The organism is Nocardioides sp., assembly GCF_044226765.1.
In the GTDB taxonomy this organism is placed as follows: domain Bacteria; phylum Actinomycetota; class Actinomycetes; order Propionibacteriales; family Nocardioidaceae; genus Nocardioides.
On the sequence record NZ_JBGAGJ010000014.1, the window covers coordinates 84670 to 107233 of the forward strand.

The window sequence follows — 22564 nt, forward strand, 5'->3', positions numbered from 1 at the left end:
CGGTCCGGCTGCTGGCGCAGCCCGACCACCGGCGGTCTCTGGTTACGGGGAGAAGACTACGACCCGGATGCGCCCGGGTCCAATTCGGCGCCTCCCGTGCCGAGTCGGCGCCACTGCAGACCGCCAGGGTGTCGAGTCGGCGTCACTGCAGACCGAAGACCTGCATTCGCGCCGACTCGGCGTCACTGGAGCGTGCATTCACGCCGACTCGGCCCGGAAGACGACACCGACCCGCCCGGATCGCTCCGGACGGGTCGGGTGGCGTGCTCGGTGCGGTCGGCCGGCGGGCACGACCTGCTCCTCGGCTGCGATCAGGCGCTGGCGGCCTCGTCCTCGACCGCGACGTTGCGCGTGCGGTTCGGGTCGACCTGGATGCCCGGGCCCATGGTCGTGGAGACGGTGACCTTCTTGATGTAGCGACCCTTGGAGCTGGCCGGCTTGAGCCGCAGCACCTCCTCGAGCGCCGCGGCGTAGTTCTCCGCGAGCTGGACCTCGGAGAAGGAGGCCTTGCCGATGATGAAGTGCAGGTTGGCGTGCCGGTCGACGCGGAACTCGATCTTGCCGCCCTTGATGTCGGACACGGCCTTGGCCACGTCCGGCGTCACGGTGCCGGTCTTCGGGTTCGGCATCAGGCCACGGGGGCCGAGCACGCGGCCGAGGCGGCCGACCTTGCCCATCATGTCCGGGGTCGCGACCACGGCGTCGAAGTCGAGCCAGCCGCCGGCGACCTTCTCGATCAGCTCGTCGCCACCGACGACGTCGGCGCCCGCCTCACGGGCGGCCTCGGCCTTGTCGGCGTTCGCGAACACCAGGACCTTGGCGGTCTTGCCGGTGCCGTGCGGGAGGTTGACGGTGCCGCGGACCATCTGGTCGGCCTTGCGGGGGTCGACACCGAGACGCATCACGACGTCGACGGTCTCGTCGAACTTCTTCTTCGAGGTGGTCTTCGCGATCTTGATCGCGGTCAGCGGCGCGTAGAGCTCGTCCTTGTCGAACTGCTCCGCCGCGGCGCGGTAGGTCTTGCTGCGCTGCATGATGTTCCTTCTTCCAGGAGATGTGGTCAGCGAGCCAGCGCGGCTCTCCCACGATTGGTCAGTCGGTCGTGACGCCCATCGAGCGGGCGGTGCCCTCCACGATCTTCATCGCGGCCTCGATGTCGTTGGCGTTGAGGTCGGGCAGCTTGGTCTGGGCGATCTCGCGCACCTGGTCCTTGGTCAGCTTGCCGACCTTCTCCTTGTGCGGGACGCCGGAGCCCTTCTGCAGGCCGGCGGCCTTCTTGATCAGCTCGGCGGCCGGCGGGGTCTTCGTGATGAAGGTGAAGGACCGGTCCTCGTAGATGGTGATCTCGACCGGGATCACGTTGCCGCGCATGGACTCGGTCTGGGCGTTGTACGCCTTGCAGAACTCCATGATGTTCACGCCGTGCGGACCGAGCGCGGTGCCGACCGGCGGTGCCGGCGTCGCGGCACCGGCCTGGAGCTGCACCTTGACCAGTGCGGCGATCTTCTTCTTCGGAGGCATGCTGCTTCTCTTTCTGTCTCGTGGTCATGACGAGGCGTTCGTCGTCCGCCTCTGCCACCTGCTGCTGGTCGCCCGGGGGCAACCGGACAATTGTGCTGCGGTCCCGCCCGAATGGGAAATCGGGCGGGTCCGGCTCAGACCCGCTGGATCTGGCTGAACGAGAGCTCGACCGGGGTCTCGCGGCCGAAGATCTCGACCAGGGCCTTGACCCGCTGCGACTCGGCGTTGATCTCGGTGATCGTGGCGTGCAGCGTGGCGAACGGGCCGTCGACGACCATGACCGAGTCGGAGACCTCGAAGTCGGCGACCTCGACGACCGGCTTCTTCGCGGCGCCGCCCGAGGCTGCCGGGGTGCCGGCGGCCAGGGCCTCGGCCTCGGCGCGGGCGACGACGGCCGGGGCGAGCATGTTCTCGACCTCGCTCATCGACAGCGGGACCGGCTGGTGGCTGTGGCCGACGAACCCGGTCACCGACGGGGTGTGCCGCACGGCCGCCCACGACTCATCGGTGAGGTCCATGCGGACCAGCACGTAACCGGGGAGGACGGTACGACGCACCATCTTGCGCTGGCCGTTCTTGATCTCCGCGACCTCCTCGGTGGGGACCACGATCTCGTGGATGTAGTCCTCCATGTTGAGGGAGATGATGCGGTTCTCCAGGTTGGACTTCACCCGGTTCTCCATGCCGGAGTAGGTGTGCACGACGAACCAGTCGCCGGGCTTCGCCCACAGCTCGCGCCGGAACGCCTCGAGCGGGTCGTTCTCGTCGACCTCGTCCTCGCCGTCGACGGCCGGCCCCTCGTCGCCCTCGACCTCCGACAGGTCGAGGCTGGTGACGCCACCGTCCTCGGTGTCGTCCAGGCCCATGGCGGCGTCGCTGTCCTCGTCGGTCACCTCGGCGTCGAGCCGCGGGTCCTCCTCGACCTCGGGGCCGTCGTTCGGCTCGCCGTACCGGTCCTCGAGGGTCGGGTCGATCCCGTCGGTCGCCTCGGGCTCCACGGCGTCGTACTCCTGCTCAGACACGTACTGCTCCATCAACTACTCGCGAGTGGGGGGCTTCAGCCGCCGAAGACCTTGAAGACCAGCTTGCCGAAGCCCAGGTCGAGCGCGGACACGAACGCCATCATGACGACGACGAACACCATGACCACGATGAAGTAGGTGACCAGCTGATCCTGGGTCGGGTAGACGACCTTCCGGAGCTCCGCGATCACCTGCCGGTAGAAGGTGGGGATGCTGGTGCGCTTGTGGGTGGACCCACCGCGCGATCCACGGACCGCCTTGCTGTCCGTCAACGTCCTCCGCCTCTCATCGTCGTGACGACCGGTTGGTCGACCTTGCAGGGCACGAGGGACTTGAACCCCCAACCTTCGGTTTTGGAGACCGATGCTCTGCCAGTTGAGCTAGTGCCCTTGGCCGGGGCTCTCCAGGGCAGGACTGATCCTGTGGGAGAACCACCGCACGCCACTCTACGTGGTCGGGCGAGGCCGCGTCCAAACCGGCTTCGGCCGGCCCGTGCGACCGCCCTACGATGGTGTCATGGCCACCCCCGAGTCCTCACCACGCTCCCGGCGCATCTCCCAGCGGATCGGCGCGATCGCCGAGTCGGCGACGCTGAAGGTCGATGCGAAGGCGAAGGCGCTGAAGGCGGAGGGGCGGCCGGTGATCGGCTTCGGGGCGGGCGAGCCGGACTTCCCGACGCCCGACTACGTGGTCGAGGCGGCCGTCGACGCGGCCCGCGACCCGCGCAACCACCGCTACACCCCGGCCGGCGGCCTGCCGGAGCTGAAGAAGGCGATCGTCGCCAAGACCGCGCGCGACAGCGGCCTGCAGGTCGAGCCCGCGCAGGTCCTGGTCACCAACGGTGGCAAGCAGGCGATCTACGCGGCCTTCGCCACGATGCTCGACCCCGGCGACGAGGTGATCGTGCCCGCGCCGTACTGGACGACCTACCCCGAGGCGATCCAGCTCGCCGGCGGTGTCGCCGTCGAGGTCCTGGCCGACGAGACCCAGGACTACAAGGTCACCGTCGAGCAGCTCGAGGCAGCACGCACCGACCGCACCAAGGTGCTGCTGTTCGTCTCACCGTCGAACCCCACGGGCGCGGTCTACACGCCGGACGAGATCCGCGCGATCGGCGCGTGGGTCGAGGAGCACCAGCTGTGGGTGCTGACCGACGAGATCTACGAGCACCTGGTGTACGACGGCGCGACGGCCGGGTCGCTGCCCGTCGTGTGCCCCGAGCTCGCCGACCACACCGTCGTGGTGAACGGCGTGGCGAAGACCTACGCGATGACAGGCTGGCGGGTCGGCTGGATGATCGGGCCGGCCGACCTGGTCAAGGCCGCCACCAACCTGCAGTCGCACGCGACCTCCAACGTCGCCAACGTCGCCCAGCGCGCGGCGCTCGCCGCACTCGAGGGTGACCTCACCGCGGTCGAGGAGATGAAGGTCGCGTTCGACCGGCGCCGGCGCACGATCGTGTCGATGCTCAACGAGATCGACGGCGTGTACTGCCCGATGCCGGGCGGCGCGTTCTACGCCTACCCGTCGGTGAAGGGGCTGCTGGGCAAGGAGTACGGCGGTCGCCGCATCGACACCTCCGCCGACCTCGCCGAGTACATCCTCGACCAGGCCGAGGTCGCCGTCGTCCCGGGCGAGGCGTTCGGCTCGCCCGGCTACCTGCGGCTCTCCTACGCCCTCGGTGACGACGACCTCGTCGAGGGCGTGACGAGGCTGCAGAAGCTGTTCTCTTGACGGCTCGGTGGTCGAGCAGCGAGCACGGCGAACGCACCGATCCCCGCGACCTCCACGCGCTGCCGAAGGCGCACCTGCACCTGCACTTCACCGGGTCCATGCGGCACGCCACGCTGCTCGAGCTGGCCGCCCGCGACGGTGTCGCGCTGCCCGACCAGCTCGTCGAGGACTGGCCGCCGCAGCTCTCGGCCGCTGACGAGAAGGGCTGGTTCCGCTTCCAGCGGCTCTACGACGTCGCGCGGTCGGTGCTGCGCACCGAGGACGACGTACGCCGGCTGGTCCGGGAGGCGGCCGAGGACGACGTCCGCGACGGGGGCAGGTGGCTGGAGATCCAGGTCGACCCCAGCGGCTACGGCGCCCGGTTCGGCGGCATCACGGCGTTCACCGACCTGGTGCTCGACGCGGTGCGGGAGGCGTCGGCCGCGACCGGCCTCGGGATCGCGGTGGTCGTCGCCGCCAACCGGACCCGGCACCCGCTGGACGCCCGCACCCTGGCCCGCCTCGCCGGGCAGTACGCCGGCCGCGGCGTGGTCGGCTTCGGGCTCTCCAACGACGAGCGCCGCGGGCGTACCGCGGACTTCGCGGCCGCCTTCCGGATCGCCGACCGCGCCGGGCTCCTGCTGGCGCCGCACGGCGGGGAGCTGCGCGGACCCGAGCACATCCGGACCTGCCTCGACGAGCTCGGCGCCCAGCGCCTCGGGCACGGCGTGCGCGCAGCGGAGGACGCCGCACTGCTCGAGCGGATCGTGGCCGCGGGGGTGGCGCTCGAGGTGTGCCCGGTGTCGAACGTGGCCCTCGGCGTCTACTCCGACCTGACGTCGGTGCCGCTGCCGACCCTGCTGGAGGCCGGGGCACAGGTGGCGCTCGGCGCCGACGACCCGCTGCTCTTCGGCTCCCGGCTGGCGGGTCAGTACGCCACGATGCGCGCGGCCCACGACCTCGACGACGAGACCCTGGCCGAGCTGGCGCGCATGTCCGTGCGGGCCTCGCGTGCACCGGACGACGTCCGGGCCGCGATCCTGGCCGACATCGACGCCTGGCTGGCCACGGACCCCGCCGATCCTGACAGGATGGGTCCATGAGCGACCAGCCCGAGCCCCCGGGCCCCAACCCGTACCAGCAGGACAACCCGTACCAGCCGCAGGAGCAGGCGCCGGACCAGCCCGCCCCGCCGCCGTACGGCACGCCCCAGTACGGCGCACCCCAGTACGGCACGCCCCAGTACGGGACCCCGCCGCCGTACGGCCAGCCGCAGTACGAGCAGCCCCAGTACGAGCAGCCGGCCTACGGGCAGCAGTACCAGCAGCAGTACCAGCAGCCCTACCAGCAGCCCTACCAGCAGCCGGGCCAGTACCCGCAGCCCGGATACTCCTACGCCGCGCCGGTCCCCAACCACCCGTCGGCGAACACCGCGATGGTCCTGGGCATCGTCGCGCTGGCCGGCATCGTCGCGTGCGGAGGCATCACGCTGGTGCTCTCGCCGTTCGCCTGGATCATCGGCGCCAAGGCCGTCCGGGAGATCGACGCCAGCCCCAGCACGTACGGCGGCCGCGGATCGGCCCAGGCGGGCAAGATCATGGGGATCATCGGGACCGTGCTGCTGATCCTGGGCGTGCTCTTCTTCGCCTTCATCATCGGGCTCGCCGTGGTCTCCGACGGCACCTCGTCGTCGGTCACCTACGACTCCACGTCGTAGGTCCCGCGGGGGCTCAGAGCGAGCAGCCGACCAGCACCGGCTCGTTGACCAGCCGGATGCCGAAGCGCGCCTCGACGCCGTCGCGCACCTCGCGGGCCAGCGCGAGGAGCTCCTCCGTGGTCGCTCCTCCGCGGTTGGTGAGCGCCAGCGTGTGCTTGCCCGAGAGCGCCGCCCGGTCGGTGCCGTGGCCCTTGGCGAACCCGGCGTGCTCGATCAGCCAGGCCGCGCTGGTCTTGACCTGGCCGTCGGGCTGCGGCCACGCGGGCGCCCCGGTCGGCACGGCCTCCGGCGCGACGACCGGGTTGGTGAAGAACGAGCCGGCGCTCCACGTGTCGTGGTCGTCGGCGTCGAGCACCATGCCCTTGCCGCGGCGCAGCCCGAGCACCGCGCGGCGCACCTCGGCCGCCGGGGCGCGTTGCCCGACCTCGACGCCGAGCGCGCGGGCGAGCTCGGCGTAGGCCACCGGGGCACCGAGCGACCCCTGCCGCAGCTGGAAGGTGACCGACAGCACGACGTGCCGCCCGAGATCGGCCTTGAACCGCGAGGTGCGGTAGCCGAAGCGGCAGTCGGCGTTGGCGAACGTGCGGACGCCGCGCAGGGTGCGGTCCCAGACCCGCACCGAGGCGACGGTCTGGCTGACCTCCTGGCCGTAGGCGCCCACGTTCTGGATGGGCGTCGCGCCAACCGAACCCGGGATGCCGGACAGCGCTTCGACGCCCGACCACTCCCGCTGGACCGCCAGGTCGACGAGGTCGTCCCAGGTCTCACCGGCCGCGACCGTCACCGTGGCGCCGCCGCAGGCGGCCTCGTCGGTGGCGTCGGTGGCGACCCCCTGCGTCGCGACCTCGACCACGGTCCCCCGGAACCCGTCGTCGGCGACGACCAGGTTGCTGCCACCGCCGAGGACGAGGACCGGCTCACCGGCCGCGTCGGCGGTCCGCACCGCGTCGACGAGCTCTGCCTCGGTGGTGGCCCGGACCCAGCGGTCGGCGGGACCGCCCAGCCGCAGCGTCGTGTGGGCGGCGAGCCGGTCAGGCACGGTCGGCGGCCTCCCGGACGACCGCACGCGGCATCCCGAGCACCTTCTGGCCACCGCTGGTGACGGTGAGCGCGACGGTGGTCAGCCCGTCGGCGGCGTCCTTGACCTCGCCGGCGACCTCGACGTCGACGCCGCCCTCGGCGGGCACGACGACGGGGTGGGTGAACTTGCACCCCAGGCTCACCACCTCGGCGCCGGGGAACCACGTCGTCACGGCCCGGGCGGCCAGCGCCATCGTGTACATCCCGTGCGCGATCACGCCGGGCAGTCCCACGGCCTCGGCGACCGCCTGGTCCTGGTGGATCGGGTTGTGGTCGCCGCTGGCCTCGGCGTAGCGGACCAGGTCGGCGCGGGTGACCGTGAAGGTCCGGGTCGGGAGCGTCATGCCGCACCCCGGTGCACCAGGGTCGCGCTGGTCGAGCAGACCAGCGCGCCGGAGGCGTCGGTGATCTGGCTGGTGGTGCCGATGATGTCGTTGCCGCCGATCTGGCGCAGGCTGGCGACGGTGAGGGTGGCCGTGAGCTCGTCGCCGGGGACGACCGGGCGCTCGTAGGCGAACCGCTGCTCGCCGTGGACGATGCGGTGCAGCTCGAGCGACTCCGCCTCGAGGAACGCGTTCATGGCCTCGAAGGCCAGCACGATCGGGTACGTCGCGGGCGCCGGTCCGCCGTCGTACTCACCGCCGGTCGCGGCGACGAAGGCAGCGACGTGGTCCGCGGTCACCGGGTGCGCTCGCGTGGGGGGGAAGACCCTGCCGACGAGGGACTGGTCGACTGGCATGGCACCACCCTAATGGGGCTGCACCGGTCGGGTTTCGGCCAGAGTGGTGTCCGAGTCCGCCGGTGGGTGAGCACTGTTCCACCCAGGCCCGGGAGGTCTAGCTCTAGATCGTGCCCCCGCCGGTGACGAGGAGGCGTTGATGGCTGCTGGGATGACGAGCCCCGCTGTGTGCGGTGAGCACTGAACCATTAGGTCGCCTGCGAGCCTCTTCTGGACGATCCGTTCGCGACTGAGGAGAGATCGGGTGCTGTTCCTGGGTGATGACTGGGCCGAGTCCCATCACGACATCGAGCTCCAAGACGAGCGTGGCCGGGTGCTGAAACGGTGTCGGCTGCCCGAGGGGGTGACCGGGCTGGGCCAGCTCCATGCGCTGATCGCCGATCACCTCGCCGACCACGATGAGCCGGAGTCGGTCCTGGTGGGGATCGAGACCGACCGCGGCGGCTGGGTCCACGCGCTGGTCGCGGCCGGCTACACGGTCTATGCGATCAACCCGAAACAGGCCTCCCGCTACCGCGAACGGCTCACCACCTCCGGCGCCAAGAGCGACCCCGGTGACGCGCACGTGCTGGCCCAGATCGTCCGCCTGGACCGTGAGCACCACCGGGTCATCGCCGGGGACAGCGAGCAGGCCGAGGTCGTCAAGACCGTGGCCCGCACCCACCAGACGATGATCTGGACCCGGCAGCGGCAGGCCAACCAGCTGCGCTCGATGCTGCGAGAGTTCTACCCCGCCGCCCTCGAGGCGTTCGGCGAGGACCTGGCCAGCCGCGACGCGCTCGCCGTGCTCGCGGTCGCTGCGACACCGGCCGCTGGGCGGGCACTCTCCACGGCACGGCTGGTCAGTGTGCTGCGCAAGGCCGGAAGACAGCGCAACCTGCAGGCCCGGGCCCAGGAGATCTCCACCGCCCTGCGCGCCGAGCACCTCGGGCTGTCCGACGCGCTCACCGAGGCCTACGGCGTCAGCGTGACCTCGCTGGTGGCGGTACTGACCACGATGGTCGCCCAGGCGGCTGCCCTCGAGGGCGAGGTGGAGCGGTGTTTTGGCCAGCACCCGGACGCTGAGATCATCACCAGCCAGCCCGGCCTCGGTGTGGTCCTCGGTGCCCGGGTGCTTGCCGAGTTCGGTGACGACAAGGACCGCTACGCCGACGCCAAGGCCCGCCGCAACTACGCCGGGACCAGCCCCATCACCAAGACCTCGGGCAAAAGCAAGGTCGTCCTCGCCCGCTACGCCCGTAACAAACGACTGGCCGACGCGCTGCACCAGCAGGCCTTCTCCGCCCTCAGCGCCTCACCTGGCGCACGGGCCTTCTACGACCATCACCGAGCCCGCGGCGCCACCCACCACCAAGCACTCCGCGCCCTGTCCAACCGCCTCGTCGGCATCCTCGACGGCTGCCTACGCAACCAGACGACCTACGACGAGACCACCGCCTGGGCACACCGCCAACCCGCAGCCGCTTGACGCCCTGCACCCCTGGGATATCTAGGGCCTGGGAAATGGCGTCGACCCGCCCGGAGGACCGGACGGGTCGACGAGGGTCTGGCTGCGGTCAGCGCGTCTCGCGGTGCGGCTGGTGCTTGCGGCAGCGGGGGCAGAACTTCGCCAGCTCGAGCCGGTCGGGGTCGTTGCGGCGGTTCTTCTTGGTGATGTAGTTGCGCTCCTTGCACTCGACGCAGGCGAGCGTGATCTTGGGGCGAACGTCGGAGCTCTTGCTGGCCACGGGAAGTCCTTTGCGCGGGTTGGAACGGGTGTCGCTCGATCTGTGAGTAGCGGGGGCGGGACTCGAACCCGCGACACCACGATTATGAGCCGTGTGCTCTAACCACCTGAGCTACCCCGCCACGAGGGCACGGCTGCACGAACCAGCGTAACCGGCTCGTCCAATGTGCCTGCCCCGAGCCCCTTTACGGAATCGAACCGTAGACCTTCTCCTTACCATGGAGACGCTCTGCCGACTGAGCTAAAGGGGCAACGACGGAGAACGATACACAGGGCCCCCGGCGATCGAGAAATCGGCTGGATCCACGCTCAGGAACCCCCGATCCGGCGCTCTCCGAGGCCGCCGATACCGGCGCGTTGACCGGCCCCGGGAGCCGGTTGCTCCGGGGCCGGGAGCAACTCGCCGTTCCCCTCGGGACGCACACCTCACTACCGTCGGAGCGTGTCCGACGTCGTCCTCCCGCTGGTGGGTCCGCGCGAGGCCGGGGAGCGCCCGGTGCTGGGGTTCACGTGCTACCCCGAGCTGCGGCCCTTCTCGACCGGGACCGGTGACCTGAACCTGGTGTGCGGCGGGTGCCGCTTCGTGCTGGTCGCCGGGTCGACCGGGTCCGCCGAGCGCCCGGCCATGCTCATCCGATGCCCGTCGTGCGGCTGCTACAACGACCCGGTGCCCGCAGCGTCGTAGGCGTCGCACCGGCACCGCGTCAGCACCGCGTCAGCGCAGCCGGCGTCGGTCGTCCGCGAGCCGCACGGTGCGTCCGGTGGCGTCCAGGTGCGCGAGCAGCGGGAGCACCACCCGTCGGCTGGTGTGCAGCGCCTGCCGGGCGGCGCTCGTCGTGAACGGCTGCGGGAGGTCGGCAAGCACCTCCACGGCCCGGTCGTCGGAGCCCGGGAGCAGGACGACCCGGTCGGCCACCCGCAGCAGCAGCCCCGCGCGGTGCAACGTGGCCAGCGCGCGGGTGTCGAGCCCGAGCTCGTCGAGCCGGCCCGCCTCGGGGGCGGCGAAGCCCGCGAGCTCGCCACGCACGGTGGCGGCGGCCTCGACCAGGGCCGCCGGCAGGGCCGCGGGACCGGCGATGCGACCGTCCTCCAGCCGCAGCGGCGGCGCGACCAGCGGGACCACCAGCGCCGGGTCGGGCAGCCCGAGCTCGCGGGCCGCCTCCGCCGGCGCGACCGCTCGGTCTCGGGCCAGCTCCTCGAGCCGGGTGCGGAGCCCCGGCACCTGCTCGGCCGGCACCAGCCAGTCCCCCGCGGCGACCGTGCCCGCGGGCAGTGGCTCGACCGGGACTCCGGCTCGCCGCAGCACCGACCGGCGGGCGACACCCCGCAGCCGCAGCTCGGCCGCGGGCGTCCCGTCGTGCGAGGCGAGGTCGCGCCGGTGCCGCGGCGGCACCGGGTCGAGCACCCGCACGCCCCACACCTGACGGCTCCCGGGGTCGCGGAGCACGGCGCGGTCGGCGTACCGCAGGGGCAGCGGCCGCTCGAGGCGGAGGCGGGCGACGCCGGGGGCGAGCAGGTGCGCGCGGGTGCCGACGTGCGCGGACCCGACGTGGAGGACCGGCCGCTCGGGGACTCGCTCCGGTCCGGTCACGCGGACGTCGACGACGCCCGACGCGAGGAACGCCCCCGGCGTCGTGAGGGCGCGACCTCGGGCCACCCCGTCGGGCGGGTGACCGCCCAGGTCGAGGGCGACCCGGGCCGGTCCGCCGACGCGCTCGCGAGGCCGGCCGAGCGCCTCGACCCCACGGACCCGCACCTTCTCGCCCTCGACCTCCAGCACGTCGCCGACGGCGACACTGCCGGCAGGCAGGGTGCCGGTGACGACCGTCCCGGCCCCGCGGACGTGGAAGCGCCGGTCGACCCAGAGCCGTACGTCGGCCGCCGGGTCCGTCGCGGGCAGCGTGTCGAGCACCGTCGCGAGCACGCTCCGGAGCTCGCCGAGGCCCGCTCCGGTCCGCCCGCTCACGACGACGTCCGGGACACCGGCCATCGAGGTGCCCGCCAGCTCCGCCCGGGCCCGGGCGAGCGCCGGGGCGGGGTCGGCGAGGTCCGCCCGGGTGACGACGAGCACGCCGTGCTCCACACCCAGCGCGTCGAGCGCGGCGAGGTGCTCGGCTGCCTGCGGCATCCAGGGGTCGTCGGCCGCGACGACGAGCATGGCCACGGGCACGGGACCGACGCCCGACAGCATCGTCGTGACGAAGCGTTCGTGGCCCGGGACGTCGACGAACGCCACCTCGCCCACCGGGTCCAGCGTCGTCCAGCAGAAGCCGAGCTCGATGGTCAGCCCGCGTCGCCTCTCCTCCGCGAGCCGGTCGGGGTCGGTGCCGGTCAACCGCCGCACCAGGGTGGACTTGCCGTGGTCGACGTGGCCGGCGGTGGCGACGACGTGCACGTCAGCCCGCCACGCGGCGCACGGCGTCGACCAGGGTCTGGTCGAGGTCGGGCGGCACGGTCAGCAGGTCGAGCAGCAGCCGTCCGTCGTGCACGTGGCCGACCACGGCGGGCTCGCCCTGCCGGAGCGGAAGGGCCAGCGCGGGAGGCAGGGCGACCGCGGCGCTGGGCAGCGGCACGCCGGGGGCGCCACCGCCCCCGACCCGACCCTCGGACGCGACCGCCCGGGCGTCGAGCCCGTCGAGGCCGTCGACGACGCGACGCGCGCGGGCCATCAGCTCCTCGGGCCGGGTCGCGAGGGCGCGGGCGACCGGGGCCGGGGGCCCGGTCAGGGTCGCCTCGAGCGCGGCCAGGGTGAGCTTGTCGACGCGCAGCGCGCGGGCGAAGGGGTGCCGGCGGAGCCGCTGCACCAGGCCGGCCTCGCCCAGCAGCAGGCCGCACTGGGGACCGCCGAGCAGCTTGTCCCCCGACGCAGTGACCAGCGCGGCCCCCTCCCGCAGCACCGACGAGGCGTCCGGCTCGTCGGGCAGCCGCGGGTGGGGCGCCAGGAGCCCGGACCCGATGTCGGCGACCACCGGGAGCCCCAGGCTCGTCAGGTCGGACACGGCGACCGAGGAGGTGAAGCCCTCGACCCGGAAGTTCGACGGGTGGACCTTGAGCACGAACGCCGTGTCCGGCCCGGCGGCCACCTCGTAGTCGGCCAGGCGCACCCGGTTGGTCGTGCCGACCTCGCGCAGCCGCACGCCGAGGGACTCCATCAGCTCGGGGATGCGGAAGCCGTCCCCGATCTCGACCAGCTCGCCGCGGGCGATCAGCACCTCGCGGCCGGCGCCCAGGGCGCAGGCGACCAGTGCGAGCGCCGCAGCGCCGTTGTTGACGACGTGGACGCCGCCGGCGTCGGGCACCGCCGCCGCCAGCGCGGCGAGCGCGGCCCGGCCGCGCGGTCCGCGCCGGCCGGTGCCCAGGTCCATCTCGACGTCGGTCGCGCCCGCGGCGACCGCGACGGCCTCGATGGCGGCGGCCGACAGCGGCGCCCGACCCAGGTTGGTGTGCACGACGATCCCCGTGGCGTTGACCACCTGGCGCAGCGAGGTGGCCGACCGGGGCGCGCGGACCAGCACCTGGCCCACGACGTCCTCGGGCGGGACCGTCCCGGCGCGGCATTCCGCGAGCACCTCGGCGACGACCGGCTTCACCAGTCCGGCGCCGACCCGCGCCACCAGCCCGGCGACCCCCGGGTCGGCAAGCACGGCGTCGGTGCGCGGCGTGCGTCGCCGAGGGTCGTCCACGCACCGATCCTAGGCACGGACGCGGCACCCGACGCGCGGCGAGGAGGTGGCGGAGGCGGACGGGAATCGAACCCGCCTGGCCGGGTGGCCCGGCCACAACGGTTTTGAGGACCGCGCCCGTCACCAGACGAGGAACGCCTCCACCGGCAACCTAACGCAGGCACCCTCGAGCGGCGCCCTCCAGAGGCACCGCGCGGCCCGGTTTGCCCGGGGCCCCCGGTGGTTACCCTCCGCCTGTGAGGGCGTTCCTGGGCTGGCCGCTGGTGCGGCAGGTCACGGGCGCGGACCGCCTGGGCCGCGGCCACGCCGCGATGTCCGAGCGCAGCCGGGACCTCGAGCCCCGCACCGTGCAGGCCGACCGGGTCGTCGACTCGGTGTGTCCGTACTGCGCCGTGGGCTGCGCCCAGAAGGTCTTCGTCAAGGACGAGAAGGTCGTCCAGATCGAGGGCGACCCGGCCAGCCCGATCTCCCGCGGCCGGCTCTGCCCGAAGGGCAGCGCCAGCAAGCAGCTGGTCACCAGTCCCACCCGGGTGACGAAGGTCCGCTACCGCCGCCCGTTCGGCACCGACTGGGAGGACCTCGACCTCGACACCGCGGTCGACATGATCGCCGACCGCGTCATCGCCACCCGCAAGCAGTTCTGGGAGTGGGAGACCGACGGTCGGCGTACCCGCCGCACCCTCGGCATCGCCAGCCTCGGAGGAGCGACCCTCGACAACGAGGAGAACTACCTCATGAAGAAGCTGTACACGGCGATGGGTGCGATCGCCATCGAGAACCAGGCGCGGATATGACACTCCTCCACGGTGCCCGGTCTGGGTACCTCGTTCGGCCGTGGTGGGGCCACCACCTTCCTGCAGGACCTCGCGAGGTCTGACTGCATCCTCATCGAGGGCTCGAACATGGCCGAGGCGCACCCGGTGGGCTTCCAGTGGGTGATGGAAGCCAAGAGGCGCGGCGCGACGATCATCCACGTCGACCCGCGGTTCACCCGGACGTCGGCGGTCGCCGACCTGCACGTCCCGATCCGCGCCGGCAGCGACATCGCGTTCCTCGGCGGGCTCGTCAACCACGTGCTCAGCAACGACCTCGACTTCCGTGAGTACGTCGTGGCCTACACCAACGCTGCCAACATCATCGACGGGGGCTTCCGCGACACCGAGGACCTCGACGGGCTCTTCTCGGGCTTCGACCCCGACACCGGCCACTACGACCCCGAGTCCTGGGGCTACCAGCCCGACAGCGAGGACGACGTGGCGGCCGAGGCCGAGCGCGAGGATGACGACCAGGAGTACGGCGACAGCGGCGGGCACCAGGAGTCCCACCAGTCCGCGCGGTCGGAGAGCCACGGGTCGGGCGGGGCTCCGGTGCGCTGGAAGGGGCGCCGTGACGAGACGTTGCAGGACCCGCAGTGCGTCTTCCAGATCCTCAAGCGGCACTTCGCCCGCTACACCCCCGAGATGGTGCAGGAGGTCTGCGGCATCGAGCCCGACCACTTCCGGCAGGTGGCCGACGCGCTGACCCACAACAGCGGGCGCGAGCGGACGTCGGCCTTCTGCTACGCGGTCGGCTGGACCCACCACAGTGTCGGCGCGCAGATGATCCGCACGGCCGCCATCCTGCAGCTGCTGCTGGGCAACATCGGTCGCCCGGGCGGCGGCATCATGGCGCTGCGCGGGCACGCCAGCATCCAGGGCTCGACCGACATCCCGACGCTGTTCAACATCCTCCCGGGCTACCTGCCGATGCCGAACGCCAGCCAGCACCAGTCGCTGGACGAGTGGGTGCGCGACGACGAGGGCAAGGCCGGCTTCTGGGGCAACGTCCGTGCGTACGCCGTCAGCCTGCTCAAGTCGTACTGGGGCGACGCGGCCGCGGCCGACAATGACTTCTGCTTCGACTACCTGCCGCGCATCAGCGGCGACCACTCCACCTACACGACCGTCAAGGGGATGATCGAGGGCAGCTGCAAGGGCTACTTCCTGGTCGGTGAGAACCCTGCGGTCGGCTCGGCGAACGGCAAGATGCAGCGGCTCGGCATGGCCAACCTGGACTGGCTGGTGGTGCGTGACCTGCAGATGATCGAGTCGGCGACGTTCTGGAAGGACGGTCCCGAGATCGAGACCGGTGAGCTCGTCACGGAGGAGATCGGCACCGAGGTGTTCTTCCTGCCCGCGGCCTCGCACGTGGAGAAGGCGGGCTCGTTCACCCAGACCCAGCGGATGCTCCAGTGGCGCGACCAGGCCGTCGAGCCACCCGGCGACTGCCGCAGCGAGCTGCAGTTCTACTACGACCTCGGCAACCGGATCCGCGAGAAGCTCCAGGGGTCCACCGACGAGATGGACCGGCCCCTGCTCGACCTGGCGTGGGACTACCCCGTCGACGAGCACGGCGACCCCGACGGCGAGGCGGTCCTGCGCGAGATCAACGGGGTCGGGCCCGACGGCGCCGCGCTGTCGGCGTACACGGAGCTGAAGGCCGACGGGTCGACGTCGTGCGGCTGTTGGATCTACTGCGGGGTGTACGCCGACGAGGTCAACCAGGCCCGCCGCCGCAAGCCGCACTGGGAGCAGGACTGGGTGGCCCCGGAGTGGGGCTGGGTGTGGCCGGCCAACCGACGCCAGCTCTACAACCGCGCGTCGGCCGCCCCGGACGGGTCGCCGTGGAGCGAGCGCAAGGCGTACATCACCTGGGACGCGGAGCAGCGCAGGTGGGTGGGGCCCGACGTGCCCGACTTCGTGCCCGATCGCGCCCCCGACCACGTGCCCGAGGAGGGCGCGAAAGGACCGGACGCGATCGGCGGGCAGGACCCGTTCGTCATGCAGACCGACGGGAAGGGCTGGCTCTTCGCACCGGTCGGTGTCGCCGACGGTCCGATCCCGACCCACTACGAGCCGCCGGAGTCACCGCTGCACAACCCGCTCTACGGCCAGCAGAACAACCCGTCGCGCCGCAAGCTCGACCACGTCACCAACCCGATCAACCCGAGCTGGAGCGAGGTCTTCCCCTACGTGTTCACCACCTACCGGCTCACCGAGCACCACACGGCGGGCGGGATGAGCCGGACCCTGCCCTACCTCACCGAGCTGCAGCCCGAGCCGTTCTGCGAGGTGTCGCCGCGCCTGGCCGCCGAGCGCGGGCTGACCCACGGCGAGTGGGTGACGATCGTGACCGCCCGGACCGCGATCGAGGCGCGGGTGCTGGTGACCGACCGGCTGAGGTCGCTGCGGCTGGGTGACCGGTTCGTCGAGCAGGTGGGCCTGCCCTACCACTGGGGCCGCAACGGGATCACCCAGGGCGACTCCCCCAACGACCTGGTCAACATCACGATGGACCCCAACGTCTACATCCAGGACAAGGTCGGCACCTGCGACATCCGGCCGGGTCGCCGCCCTCGCGGACCCGCGCTGACGGCGTACGTCGACGGCTACCGTCGGCGCGCCGGCGTCGACATGGCCCATCCCGAGGAAGGAGGCGCGCAGTGACCCTCTTCTCCGACCTCTTCTCCGAGGGCCGCCTGTGGGGGCGCCTGGACGACGTCCAGCACGACGCGGGCTACGAGGACCACCCGCCGCGGGTGGGCTTCTTCACCGACACCTCGGTCTGCATCGGCTGCAAGGCCTGCGAGGTGGCGTGCAAGGAGTGGAACGACGTCCCCGAGGACGGCTACCTGCTGACCGGGATGTCCTACGACAACACCCAGGCGCTCGGCGCCTCCACGTGGCGGCACGTGGCGTTCGTCGAGAAGCCGCTCGACGTCGCCGTCACCGACCTCGGGATGCCGTCCGTGGGAGCGCCCGCGGGCGAGGAGCAGGCGGGCGGCGACCAGGCGACCCCGTCCGGCGCCGACGGCGTGCGGTGGCTGATGTCGTCGGACGTGTGCAAGCACTGCACCCACGCCGCCTGCCTCGATGTCTGCCCCACGGGCGCGCTCTTCCGCACCGAGTTCGGCACGGTGGTGGTGCAGCCCGACGTGTGCAACGGCTGCGGCTACTGCGTGCCGGCCTGCCCCTACGGCGTCATCGACCTGCGCAAGGAGGACGGCCGGGCCTTCAAGTGCACGCTGTGCTACGACCGCCTCAAGGAGGGCCAGAAGCCCGCCTGCGCGCAGGCCTGCCCGACCGAGTCGATCCAGTTCGGGGAGCTGTCCGAGCTGCGCGAGCGGGCCGACCTGCGCCTCGCCGAGCTGCACGACAAGGGGGTCGACGTCGCTCGTCTCTACGGGCGCGACCCCGAGGACGGCGTGGGCGGCGACGGCGCGTTCTTCCTGTTGCTCGACGAGCCGGAGGTCTACGGCCTGCCGCCCGACCCGGTGGTGACCACCCGCGACCTGGGCACGATCTGGAAGCACGTGGGCGCCGCCGCCGTCACGCTCGCCGGCCTCGGCGTCGCATCGTTCTGGGGAAGGCGGCGCTGATGCCGCCCCCGAAGCACCAGGGCGAGACGACGGTGGTCCCCGACGTCGAGTTCGAGTCCTACTACGGCAAGCCGATCCTCAAGGAGCCGACCTGGAAGACGCCGGACGTCCCGCTCTACCTCTTCCTCGGCGGCCTGGCCGGTGCATCCTCGCTGCTGGCCGAGGGCGCCGCACTCACGGGGAAGCCCGACCTGGAGCGGGTCGCGCGCCTCGCCGCGGCCACCGGAGCGGCCGCCGGCACCGTCGCGCTGGTCCACGACCTCGGCCGGCCGGAGCGGTTCCTCAACATGCTGCGGGTGCTCAAGCCCACCTCGCCCCTCTCGGTCGGCTCCTTCATCCTGGCCCCGTTCAGCGCGCTCTCCGGTGCCGCGGCAGCGTCACAGGTCACCGGCCTGCTGCCCCGGATCGGCCGGCTGGCGGGCGTCGGGGCAGCGGCGTTCGGCCCGCCACTGGCGACGTACACCGCTGCGTTGCTCGCGAACACCGCCGTGCCCGCGTGGCACGAGGCGCACCGTGAGCTGCCGTTCGTCTTCGGCGGCTCGGGCGCCCAGGCAGCGGGCGGCCTGGCGATGCTGCTCGTCCCTCGCGACCAGGCCGGCCCGGCTCGCCGGATGGCACTCACGGGTGCGGCGGTCGAGATCGCGGCCGCGGAGTCGATCCTGCTGCGCCGGGGGCTCGCCGCCGAGCCCTACAAGATCGGCACTCCGGGGCGGCTGATGACGATCGCCCGCAACTGCACCGCGGTGGCGTCCGCCGCCACCCTGCTGGCGGGCAAGCGGTCCCGGCTCGTCTCGGCGCTGGCTGGGGCGACGTACGTCGCCGCCTCCGTCACCACCCGGTTCGGCATCTTCGAGGCGGGACGGGCGTCCGCCCGCGACCCGAAGTACGTCGTGGTCCCCCAGCGTGAGCGCCTGCAGGCCCGTCAGGGCGCCTTCCCCGCCGGTCCGGCATGAGCCCGGGGCTGCCGACTTTCGTTCAATTGTTGGCGCTGCACCGATGACCGGCCGGTACGCGGCGCAGGGCCCAACAATTGAACGGGAACCGTCGCCCCACAAGCGCCGTGAACCCCTGGGCCTCAGGGTGCATCGGTGAGGATGACCACGTGACGACCGATCTCGGCATCCGGCTGACCCAGTACGCCTCCGGCGGTGGCTGCGCCTGCAAGGTCCCGCCCGGGGAGCTCGAGCGCGTGCTCGGTGGGGTGCTCTCCGCCGGAGATGCGACAGACGACCTGCTGGTGGGCCTCGAGAACGGCGACGACGGCGCCGTCGTGCGGCTGGACGGCCACCGGGCCGTCGTGGTCACCACCGACTTCTTCACCCCGGTGGTGGACGATGCCTACGACTGGGGGCGGATCGCGGCGGCCAACGCGCTCTCGGACGTCTACGCCATGGGCGGCGACCCGCTGGTCGCGGTCAACCTGCTCGCCTGGCCGCGCGATCGGATCCCGTTCGACCTCGCTGCCGACGTGCTGCGCGGCGGCGCGGACGTCGCCCGGGAGGCAGGCTGCCACCTCGCCGGCGGCCACAGCATCGACGACCCGGAGCCGAAGTACGGCCTGGCGGTGACCGGCATCGCCGACCCCGGGCGGCTGCTGCGCAACGACGCCGGCGCGGCCGGCGTACCGCTCACCCTCACCAAGCCCCTCGGGCTGGGCGTGCTCAACAACCGGCACAAGGCCACCGGCGAGGTGTTCCCCGAGGCCGTCGAGGTGATGACGACGCTCAACCGGGACGCGTCCCGCGCCGCGCTCGCCGCCGGCCTGACCTGCGCGACGGATGTGACCGGGTTCGGCTTGCTCGGTCACCTCTTCAAGCTGTGCCGGGCCAGCGGGGTGTCGGCGGTGGTCGACGCCGCGGCCGTGCCCTACGTCGAGGCGGCGCGCGCGTCGTACGCCGCCGGCTACGTGCCCGGGGGCAGCCGGCGCAACCTGGACTGGGTGCGCCCCCACCTCGACGCGAGCGTCGACGAGGACGAGCTGGTGCTGCTGGCCGACGCCCAGACCTCCGGCGGCCTGCTCGTCGCCGGGGAGCTGCCGGGCTGGCCGGTGGTCGGCGAGCTGGTCCCGCGGCGGGAGGCGACGGTCGTGGTCCGGTGAAACCGCCGTTTCTTTGCGGTAACCGGTCGGCTCACCGAAAATACAGCCGTGAGTGAGTCGGGGGACAACGACACGGGCGGCAGACGTGCGCCCGCGGCGCCCCGTCGCCGCATCTTCGAGTCCGACCGTCAGGCGGTGCTGGACGCGGCCGCCGTCCTGCAGCTGCGCCGCAGCGAGATCGCGAACGCCCTGGCCGGGGGGCGCACCCACGAGGCCGAGATCGTGGTGGCCTACCCGCGCGACCGCGGTCAGACCACGCTCGGCGACCAGCAGCCCTGGCGGGACCTGCTCTCGGTCCGGCCGTCGGTCACCGTCGGCGAGCTGCGGTCCAGCCTGCCGCGGACCCGGGGCCTGATCCAGCGCGGCCTGCAGATGGTGAGCGTGTACGACGCCGACGGCATCTCCCCGGGCGCCCGCACGCTGCTCGCCGGAGAGACGCTCGGCACCTACCTGGTCAGCGTCGCGCCCGTGCAGATGAAGATCGTCAACCGCTCGCAGGTCCTGCTGCAGGGTCCGGCCCAGGGCGAGACCGCGACCGTGATGACCGTCCGCTCCCGGCCCTGCGTCGACGCGGCGTGGCGCTACTGGGAGGCGGTCCGCGCGGCGGCGTTCCCCGTCGCCGACTCCGTCGCGCTCATCGCCGACCTGACGATGCGGCAGCGGCAGGTGATCTCATTGATGGCCAACGGGGTCGGGGACGACGCGATCGCATCGACGCTCGGCGTGAGCGTGCGCACCGTACGCGGGGACATCGCCGGGATCCTCGACCACCTCGGCGTCCAGTCGCGGTTCGCGGCCGGCGTCCGGCTCGAGCTCGCGCTGTCGTTGCAGGAACCTGCAACCGGCGAGACACCGGCCTAGCCCGTCCGGTGGACTGGGGCCACGGCCCTGTCGACCGGTCCGCGGGGGAGCCGATCGCCAGGACGGCCCTCGGGCGGACGCCGTGCGGATGGATTGCCCCACGACCGCACGGCGTCTGTGGTCGTCGCCCTCGCTCCCTGGTCCGTGAACCCGACCCGCTGCGGTCGATCCGCGGGTAGTCTCGGCGCCGGTGCTCGGGCCATGGACCAGGGGGGACATTCCATGAAGAGCAGACTTCTCGTGGCGCTCACGGCGACCCTCGCCGTCGTCGCCGCGCTGCTGGCCACCGTCGCGACCGGCTCCAGCGCCGACGCCGGTGCGAGCAGGCCCCGGCACCAGCCGGTGTACTGGATCGACCTGGGCGGCACCGCCTCCCAGCACCCGGACTACGTCTACTTCACCGCCAACTCGGGCGGCTACATGAAGGACGTGACCTGGACGCACTGGGGCGCCCACAAGACGGTCGGCCGCGGCACCTTCGGGACGACCGCGCCCTGCAACCCCGACCAGGACTGCACCCCGGCGCCGGCGAGGATCACGATGACCAAGCCGGTCCGGTGCACCCCGGAGTTCGGCTCGAAGAAGGGCCGGACCGTGCGGGTCTACCGCCACGCGACGATCGTCTACCCCGACTTCCAGGGCGGCACCGCCCGCGCGGACATCAGCGACCGCGCCGGCTGGGCCACCTGCAAGCAGGCGCACCGGGGCCGCTGACCTCGGCCCTCCTGCGTCGGGCGGTCCGCCCGTCGCTTCGCCGTGGGAAGCGGATGAATCCCCGGCTGACCGGGGATTCATCCGGGGTTGTCAGGCTCTTCATGACGTTGTCAGGCGTTGCAACCCCTGACAACGTCATGAAGAGCCTGACCGGGTGAGGCGTCACTCCGATGCGGCCGAAGCGGTTCAGACGTTGAAGCGGAACTCCACGACGTCGCCGTCCTGCATGACGTAGTCCTTGCCCTCCATGCGGACCTTGCCGGCCTCGCGCGCCTTGAGCAGCGAGCCGGCCTCGAGGAGGTCGTCGTACGACACGATCTCGGCCTTGATGAAGCCACGCTCGAAGTCGGTGTGGATGACGCCGGCCGCCTGGGGGGCGGTCGCGCCCTTCGGGATCGTCCAGGCGCGCGTCTCCTTGGGGCCCGCGGTCAGGTAGGTCTGCAGACCGAGGGTGTCGAACCCGACGCGGGCCAGCACCTCCAGGCCCGGCTCCTCGACGCCCATCTCGTGCAACATCTCGCGGGCCTCGTCGTCGTCGCCGAGCTCGACCAGCTCGGCCTCGAACTTGGCGTCGAGGAAGATCGCCTCCGACGGCGCGACCAGGTCGCGCATCCGCTGCTTGAGCTCCTCGTCACCGAGCTCGTCGGCGTCGCAGTTGAACACGTAGATGTACGGCTTGGCGGTGAGCAGCGACAGCTCGCGGATCAGGCCGCGGTCGATGTCGGTGGCGATGACCGGCGTGCCGGCCTCGAGGGCGTCCTTGGCCTCCTTGGCCGCGGCGACGACGGGCGCGAGCTCCTTCTTGCCCTTCGCCTCCTTCTCCAGCCGCGGGATCGCCTTCTCGACGGTCTGCAGGTCGGCGAGGATCATCTCGGTCTGGATGGTGGAGATGTCGTTCGCGGGGTTGACCTCGCCGTCGACGTGGGTGACGTCCTCGTCCCGGAACACCCGGGTCACCTGGCAGATCGCCGCGGACTCACGGATGTGGGCGAGGAACTTGTTGCCGAGCCCCTCCCCCTCCGACGCTCCCCGGACGATGCCGGCGATGTCGACGAACTCGACCGTCGCCGGCAGGATCCGCGCGGACCCGAACACCTCGGCCAGCTTCGGCAGCCGCTCGTCCGGGACACCGACGACGCCGACGTTCGGCTCGATCGTGGCGAACGGGTAGTTCGCCGCGAGGACGTCGTTCTTGGTGAGCGCGTTGAAGAGGGTGGACTTGCCCGCGTTGGGGAGCCCGACGATGCCGATGGTGAGAGCCACGGGCGGCGAG

22 protein-coding genes and 4 tRNA genes are annotated in these 22564 nt (G+C 72.1%); 11 read left to right on the forward strand and 15 right to left on the reverse strand.

Annotation, left to right across the window (positions count from 1 at the left end; translation table 11 throughout):
• Window positions 1–311: 311 nt before the first annotated feature.
• From rplA to ACILRH_RS21365, 5 genes are all read right to left on the reverse strand, one after another.
• Window positions 312–1034, reverse strand: coding sequence for a 50S ribosomal protein L1 (gene rplA, locus ACILRH_RS21345; protein ID WP_395696087.1), 723 nt, complete (start codon window positions 1032–1034; stop codon window positions 312–314).
• A gap of 58 nt (window positions 1035–1092) precedes the next feature.
• Entirely contained in the window at window positions 1093–1521 is a 429-nt protein-coding gene (gene rplK, locus ACILRH_RS21350; RefSeq protein WP_011754170.1) for a 50S ribosomal protein L11, read from the reverse strand.
• Window positions 1522–1655: 134 nt separating this feature from the next.
• Complete coding sequence (gene nusG / locus ACILRH_RS21355; protein ID WP_395696088.1) at window positions 1656–2555, reverse strand: transcription termination/antitermination protein NusG; 900 nt, start codon at window positions 2553–2555, stop codon at window positions 1656–1658.
• Between the two features lie 23 nt (window positions 2556–2578).
• Complete coding sequence (gene secE, locus ACILRH_RS21360) at window positions 2579–2815, reverse strand: preprotein translocase subunit SecE (RefSeq protein WP_395696089.1); 237 nt, start codon at window positions 2813–2815, stop codon at window positions 2579–2581.
• A gap of 45 nt (window positions 2816–2860) precedes the next feature.
• A tRNA-Trp gene (locus ACILRH_RS21365) sits at window positions 2861–2933 on the reverse strand.
• A 126-nt stretch (window positions 2934–3059) separates the two neighbouring features.
• Here ACILRH_RS21365 and ACILRH_RS21370 point away from each other — a divergent pair.
• From ACILRH_RS21370 to ACILRH_RS21380, 3 genes are read left to right on the forward strand one after another with little or no spacing between them, the layout of a single operon-like run.
• Complete coding sequence (locus ACILRH_RS21370; RefSeq protein ID WP_395696090.1) at window positions 3060–4277, forward strand: pyridoxal phosphate-dependent aminotransferase; 1218 nt, start codon at window positions 3060–3062, stop codon at window positions 4275–4277.
• The gene (locus tag ACILRH_RS21375) at window positions 4274–5359 is read left to right on the forward strand and encodes an adenosine deaminase (RefSeq protein WP_395696091.1); all 1086 of its coding nucleotides are present in this window, start codon (window positions 4274–4276) and stop codon (window positions 5357–5359) included. Before ACILRH_RS21370 ends, ACILRH_RS21375 begins: the two co-directional genes overlap by 4 nt.
• Window positions 5356–5973, forward strand: a complete 618-nt coding sequence (locus ACILRH_RS21380) for a DUF4190 domain-containing protein (RefSeq protein ID WP_395696092.1) — start codon at window positions 5356–5358, stop codon at window positions 5971–5973. Before ACILRH_RS21375 ends, ACILRH_RS21380 begins: the two co-directional genes overlap by 4 nt.
• 13 nt (window positions 5974–5986) lie before the next feature.
• Here the strand turns inward: ACILRH_RS21380 and ACILRH_RS21385 are convergent, their stop codons facing one another.
• Genes ACILRH_RS21385 through ACILRH_RS21395 form a run of 3 tightly spaced genes read right to left on the reverse strand, consistent with a single transcriptional unit; the run spans window position 5987 to window position 7792 of the window.
• Window positions 5987–7012: a UDP-N-acetylmuramate dehydrogenase gene (locus tag ACILRH_RS21385; RefSeq protein WP_395696093.1), complete on the reverse strand. Its 1026-nt coding sequence runs from the start codon at window positions 7010–7012 to the stop codon at window positions 5987–5989.
• On the reverse strand, window positions 7005–7397 hold the full coding sequence (locus tag ACILRH_RS21390; protein WP_395696094.1) for a MaoC/PaaZ C-terminal domain-containing protein: 393 nt from the start codon (window positions 7395–7397) through the stop codon (window positions 7005–7007). Before ACILRH_RS21390 ends, ACILRH_RS21385 begins: the two co-directional genes overlap by 8 nt.
• The gene (locus ACILRH_RS21395; protein ID WP_395696095.1) at window positions 7394–7792 is read right to left on the reverse strand and encodes a MaoC family dehydratase N-terminal domain-containing protein; all 399 of its coding nucleotides are present in this window, start codon (window positions 7790–7792) and stop codon (window positions 7394–7396) included. The genes ACILRH_RS21390 and ACILRH_RS21395 overlap by 4 nt, the downstream gene beginning before the upstream one ends.
• A 244-nt stretch (window positions 7793–8036) precedes the next feature.
• Between ACILRH_RS21395 and ACILRH_RS21400 the strand changes: the two genes are divergently transcribed.
• Window positions 8037–9260, forward strand: a complete 1224-nt coding sequence (locus ACILRH_RS21400) for an IS110 family transposase (protein ID WP_395692498.1) — start codon at window positions 8037–8039, stop codon at window positions 9258–9260.
• Window positions 9261–9348: 88 nt separating this feature from the next.
• Here ACILRH_RS21400 and rpmG read toward each other — a convergent pair whose 3' ends face one another.
• The 3 genes from rpmG to ACILRH_RS21415 all read right to left on the reverse strand — a co-directional run bounded on the left by rpmG (window position 9349) and on the right by ACILRH_RS21415 (window position 9769).
• Window positions 9349–9519: a 50S ribosomal protein L33 gene (gene rpmG / locus ACILRH_RS21405; RefSeq protein WP_395696096.1), complete on the reverse strand. Its 171-nt coding sequence runs from the start codon at window positions 9517–9519 to the stop codon at window positions 9349–9351.
• A gap of 47 nt (window positions 9520–9566) precedes the next feature.
• Window positions 9567–9640: transfer RNA gene (locus ACILRH_RS21410), tRNA-Met, on the reverse strand.
• A 56-nt stretch (window positions 9641–9696) separates the two neighbouring features.
• Window positions 9697–9769: transfer RNA gene (locus ACILRH_RS21415), tRNA-Thr, on the reverse strand.
• Between the two features lie 191 nt (window positions 9770–9960).
• On the opposite strand from ACILRH_RS21415, the gene ACILRH_RS21420 reads away from it, so the two are divergent.
• Window positions 9961–10203, forward strand: coding sequence for a hypothetical protein (locus ACILRH_RS21420; protein ID WP_395696097.1), 243 nt, complete (start codon window positions 9961–9963; stop codon window positions 10201–10203).
• A gap of 30 nt (window positions 10204–10233) precedes the next feature.
• On the opposite strand, the gene selB is transcribed toward ACILRH_RS21420, so the two are convergent.
• The 3 genes from selB to ACILRH_RS21435 all read right to left on the reverse strand — a co-directional run bounded on the left by selB (window position 10234) and on the right by ACILRH_RS21435 (window position 13343).
• Entirely contained in the window at window positions 10234–11913 is a 1680-nt protein-coding gene (gene selB, locus ACILRH_RS21425) for a selenocysteine-specific translation elongation factor (protein ID WP_395696098.1), read from the reverse strand.
• Between the two features lies 1 nt (window position 11914).
• The gene (gene selA, locus ACILRH_RS21430; protein WP_395696099.1) at window positions 11915–13201 is read right to left on the reverse strand and encodes an L-seryl-tRNA(Sec) selenium transferase; all 1287 of its coding nucleotides are present in this window, start codon (window positions 13199–13201) and stop codon (window positions 11915–11917) included.
• A gap of 47 nt (window positions 13202–13248) precedes the next feature.
• Window positions 13249–13343, reverse strand: a tRNA-Sec gene (locus tag ACILRH_RS21435).
• Between the two features lie 94 nt (window positions 13344–13437).
• Here ACILRH_RS21435 and fdh point away from each other — a divergent pair.
• From fdh to ACILRH_RS21465, 6 genes are all read left to right on the forward strand, one after another.
• Window positions 13438–16686 carry a formate dehydrogenase gene (fdh, locus tag ACILRH_RS21440; RefSeq protein WP_395696100.1) on the forward strand — a complete coding sequence of 1083 codons (3249 nt, stop codon included), beginning with the start codon at window positions 13438–13440 and terminating at the stop codon, window positions 16684–16686.
• Window positions 16683–17618 (forward strand): 4Fe-4S dicluster domain-containing protein, encoded by a 936-nt coding sequence (locus ACILRH_RS21445; protein WP_395696101.1) that lies wholly within the window; start codon window positions 16683–16685, stop codon window positions 17616–17618. The genes fdh and ACILRH_RS21445 overlap by 4 nt, the downstream gene beginning before the upstream one ends.
• Window positions 17618–18571: an NrfD/PsrC family molybdoenzyme membrane anchor subunit gene (gene nrfD / locus ACILRH_RS21450; protein WP_395696102.1), complete on the forward strand. Its 954-nt coding sequence runs from the start codon at window positions 17618–17620 to the stop codon at window positions 18569–18571. The genes ACILRH_RS21445 and nrfD overlap by 1 nt, the downstream gene beginning before the upstream one ends.
• Before the next feature lie 149 nt (window positions 18572–18720).
• Window positions 18721–19716, forward strand: coding sequence for a selenide, water dikinase SelD (selD, locus tag ACILRH_RS21455; protein WP_395696103.1), 996 nt, complete (start codon window positions 18721–18723; stop codon window positions 19714–19716).
• 48 nt (window positions 19717–19764) lie between these two features.
• On the forward strand, window positions 19765–20577 hold the full coding sequence (locus tag ACILRH_RS21460; RefSeq protein WP_395696104.1) for a response regulator transcription factor: 813 nt from the start codon (window positions 19765–19767) through the stop codon (window positions 20575–20577).
• Between the two features lie 222 nt (window positions 20578–20799).
• Window positions 20800–21291 carry a hypothetical protein gene (locus ACILRH_RS21465; protein ID WP_395696105.1) on the forward strand — a complete coding sequence of 164 codons (492 nt, stop codon included), beginning with the start codon at window positions 20800–20802 and terminating at the stop codon, window positions 21289–21291.
• A 186-nt stretch (window positions 21292–21477) separates the two neighbouring features.
• On the opposite strand, the gene ychF is transcribed toward ACILRH_RS21465, so the two are convergent.
• Window positions 21478–22554: a redox-regulated ATPase YchF gene (gene ychF, locus ACILRH_RS21470; RefSeq protein WP_395696106.1), complete on the reverse strand. Its 1077-nt coding sequence runs from the start codon at window positions 22552–22554 to the stop codon at window positions 21478–21480.
• Window positions 22555–22564: the final 10 nt, after the last annotated feature.

Coding starts and splice junctions, on each gene's coding strand:
- ACILRH_RS21380 (WP_395696092.1), top strand. CDS start 5,356: ATGAGCGACCAGCCCGAGCCCCCGGGCCCCAACCCGTACCAGCAGGAC.
- ACILRH_RS21465 (WP_395696105.1), top strand. CDS start 20,800: ATGAAGAGCAGACTTCTCGTGGCGCTCACGGCGACCCTCGCCGTCGTC.
- rplK (WP_011754170.1), bottom strand. CDS start 1,521: ATGCCTCCGAAGAAGAAGATCGCCGCACTGGTCAAGGTGCAGCTCCAG.
- ACILRH_RS21370 (WP_395696090.1), top strand. CDS start 3,060: ATGGCCACCCCCGAGTCCTCACCACGCTCCCGGCGCATCTCCCAGCGG.
- ACILRH_RS21395 (WP_395696095.1), bottom strand. CDS start 7,792: ATGCCAGTCGACCAGTCCCTCGTCGGCAGGGTCTTCCCCCCCACGCGA.
- nrfD (WP_395696102.1), top strand. CDS start 17,618: ATGCCGCCCCCGAAGCACCAGGGCGAGACGACGGTGGTCCCCGACGTC.
- rplA (WP_395696087.1), bottom strand. CDS start 1,034: ATGCAGCGCAGCAAGACCTACCGCGCCGCGGCGGAGCAGTTCGACAAG.
- nusG (WP_395696088.1), bottom strand. CDS start 2,555: ATGGAGCAGTACGTGTCTGAGCAGGAGTACGACGCCGTGGAGCCCGAG.
- ACILRH_RS21390 (WP_395696094.1), bottom strand. CDS start 7,397: ATGACGCTCCCGACCCGGACCTTCACGGTCACCCGCGCCGACCTGGTC.